This window comes from Ruegeria sp. E8 (genome assembly GCF_056533985.1).
The window spans coordinates 1-2,611 of record NZ_JBQFOY010000051.1 but is presented as its reverse complement, the minus strand read 5'-3'; the positions used below and the strand labels follow the sequence as shown (position 1 = coordinate 2,611).

The 2,611-nt window shown below is 60.1% G+C and carries 2 protein-coding genes; both read right to left on the bottom strand.

Annotation, left to right across the window (positions count from 1 at the left end; translation table 11 throughout):
• Positions 1-121: 121 nt before the first annotated feature.
• Positions 122-1,603: an NAD-dependent succinate-semialdehyde dehydrogenase gene (locus tag ACR0LF_RS23570; RefSeq protein ID WP_480584014.1), complete on the bottom strand. Its 1,482-nt coding sequence runs from the start codon at positions 1,601-1,603 to the stop codon at positions 122-124.
• A 24-nt stretch (positions 1,604-1,627) separates the two neighbouring features.
• Positions 1,628-2,470, bottom strand: coding sequence for a 3,4-dihydroxyphenylacetate 2,3-dioxygenase (gene hpaD, locus ACR0LF_RS23565; protein ID WP_480584017.1), 843 nt, complete (start codon positions 2,468-2,470; stop codon positions 1,628-1,630).
• Between the last annotated feature and the right edge of the window lie 141 nt (positions 2,471-2,611).

The window sequence follows — 2,611 nt, the reverse complement described above, 5'->3', positions numbered from 1 at the left end:
GCCGCAATCACCTCATACAGACTGGCGTGATCCCGGAACGCCCCGTTCAACGCAATCGCACCGCCATCGGTAATCGCACCAAAAAACGTCTCGCCAGAAGCGGTAAAAGTTGCAAAGCGCATCAGGCCTCCTTGGCGGGGTCGATCCCGCCCATGCACAGGTATTTGAGTTCCATGAAGTCATCCAGCCCATAGCGCGAACCCTCGCGTCCCAGACCGGACATTTTGACGCCGCCAAACGGGGCCTCGGCGGTTGAGATCAGGCCGGTATTGATCCCGACCATGCCATATTCCAGCGCCTCGGATACCCGCCAGACCCGCGCCAGATCGCGGGAGAAGAAATAGGAGGCAAGACCGAATTCGGTATCGTTCGCTTCCGCGATGACCTCATCTTCGGTCTCAAACCGGAACAGGGGTGCGACGGGGCCAAAGGTTTCTTCCGTAGCCACTGCCATATCTCCGGTCACGCCGGTCAGGATGGTGGGTTCGAAGAACGTGCCACCAAGCGCGTGGGGCTTGCCACCAAGGGTGACGGTCGCACCTTTCGAGGTGGCGTCGGTGACATGTTCGGTCACCTTGTCAACGGCGGCCTGATCGATCAGCGGGCCGAAGATGATGCCCTCGTCGAACCCGTTGCCGGTAGGCAGACTGGCCACCCTGGCCGCCAGTTTTTCCGCGAAGGCATCGTAAACACCGGCCTGCACATAGAGTCGGTTGGCGCAGACGCAGGTTTGGCCGTTGTTGCGGAACTTGGCGATCACTGCGCCCTCGACGGCGGCATCCAGATCGGCGTCGTCGAACACGATGAAGGGCGCGTTGCCACCCAGCTCCAGCCCCAGTTTCTTGATCGTCGGCGCACATTGAGCATAAAGCATGGCGCCGATCTCGGTCGAACCGGTAAAGGTCAGTTTCTGCACGATCGGGCTTGCGGTCATCTCGGCTCCGATGGCACGGGCCGAGCCCGTGATGACCGAGAACAGCCCAGCGGGCAACCCGGCGCGTTCGGCCAGAACCGCCAGCGCAATGGCCGAGAACGGCGTCTGGCTGGCGGGTTTCAATACCATTGAACAACCGGCGGCAAAGGCCGGACCGGCCTTGCGGGTGATCATTGCGTTCGGGAAGTTCCACGGCGTGATCGCCGCCACCACCCCGATGGGTTGCTTGAGGGTGATGATCCGCTTGTCAGGTGCGTGGCCGGGGGTCACATCGCCATAGGCGCGCCGCGCCTCTTCCGCGAACCACTCGATGAAGCTGGCGCCATAGGCGATCTCGCCTTTCGCCTCGGCCAGCGGCTTACCCTGCTCTGCGGTCAGAATAGCGCCCAGGTCGTCCTGGTTTTCCATCATCAGCTCATACCAGCAGCGCAGGATCTGGCTGCGGTCCTTCGCCGTACGGGCGGCCCAGCCTTTCTGCGCCAGCTGTGCCTCGGCAATCGCTTCGGCGGTCTCGGGTGCGCCCAGATTAGGAACGCGACCGATCAGGTCACCGGTGGCCGGGTTGGTCACGTCAATCGAGGCCCCAGCGGCGGCGATGTCAACCCATCTGGCCCCCACCCGGGCCGCTTCGACCAGCAAGGTGGGATCGTTGAGACGCAATTCTTTCATGCGATATCTTTCCTTACCCCGGTTTTAGACCGAGAAGTTGATATTTGCCTGACCCGTCCCGGAGCTTCCGAAATACGGGGTGTAAATGTCGATCTCGCCCTTGTAGCTGCCCCAGCCCAGGGCACCAAACAGCAAGGCGGTGTCATTCATGGCGCATTCGCCCGCGCATTTCTTGGCGTAATCGGGCAGCAGTTCCAGAAACTCCTCGAACCGGCCCTGCTCCCACAAATCCAGTACCCGCACGTCCATCTGTCGGTTGAACTCACCATTCACCGCGTTCAGACCATCAACCGAGCGTTCATTCGGTGTGAAGTCGTGGCTCAGCGATCCAGAGGCAAGAATGGACACGTTGCGGCCGGACCGACGGATGCCTTCGGCGATGGCCTCGCCCCAGACCCGGTTTTCCGCAATCGACGAGAACTGGTTGACCGCCACCGGCAGCACCCGTGCGTTTACCCCCTCATTGATGAAGTACATCGGTAGCAGCGTGCCATACTCCATGCCCATATCGGGATGCGAATGGCCCAGGGCACGCTCGCCGCGTTCCCGCAGAACATCAAGGATGGTTTCCCCCAGTTCGTTGTCCCCGCGATAGTCGAACTCCATATCCGCCAGCATATGGGGCAGTTCGTGGCTGATGAAACGGCCCTTGTGGTGCTCTTTCGTATTCAGATGGAAGCCCTGATTGGTGATCCAGTGCGTGTCAAAAATGACGAATGTATCAACCTTGCGGTCGATCGCGTCCTGACGCAGGCGCGCATAGCCATCGATGGCGGGTTGCCGGATGCCTTTATATTTCGGCATCGTATAGGACATCCAGATGCTGGGCACGTGCGTGATCTTGGCCGCTTGTACGATCTTTCCCATGATTGTCTCCTCTCCTATTTGCAATGCGCGCCTGCCAAACCAATCAGTTCACCGGGAAAATGACGTTTGTCTGACCTGTGCCGGAGCTTGGGAAGTATTCGGTGACGACTTTGCATTTTTTGTCATACGTGTCCCAGCCCA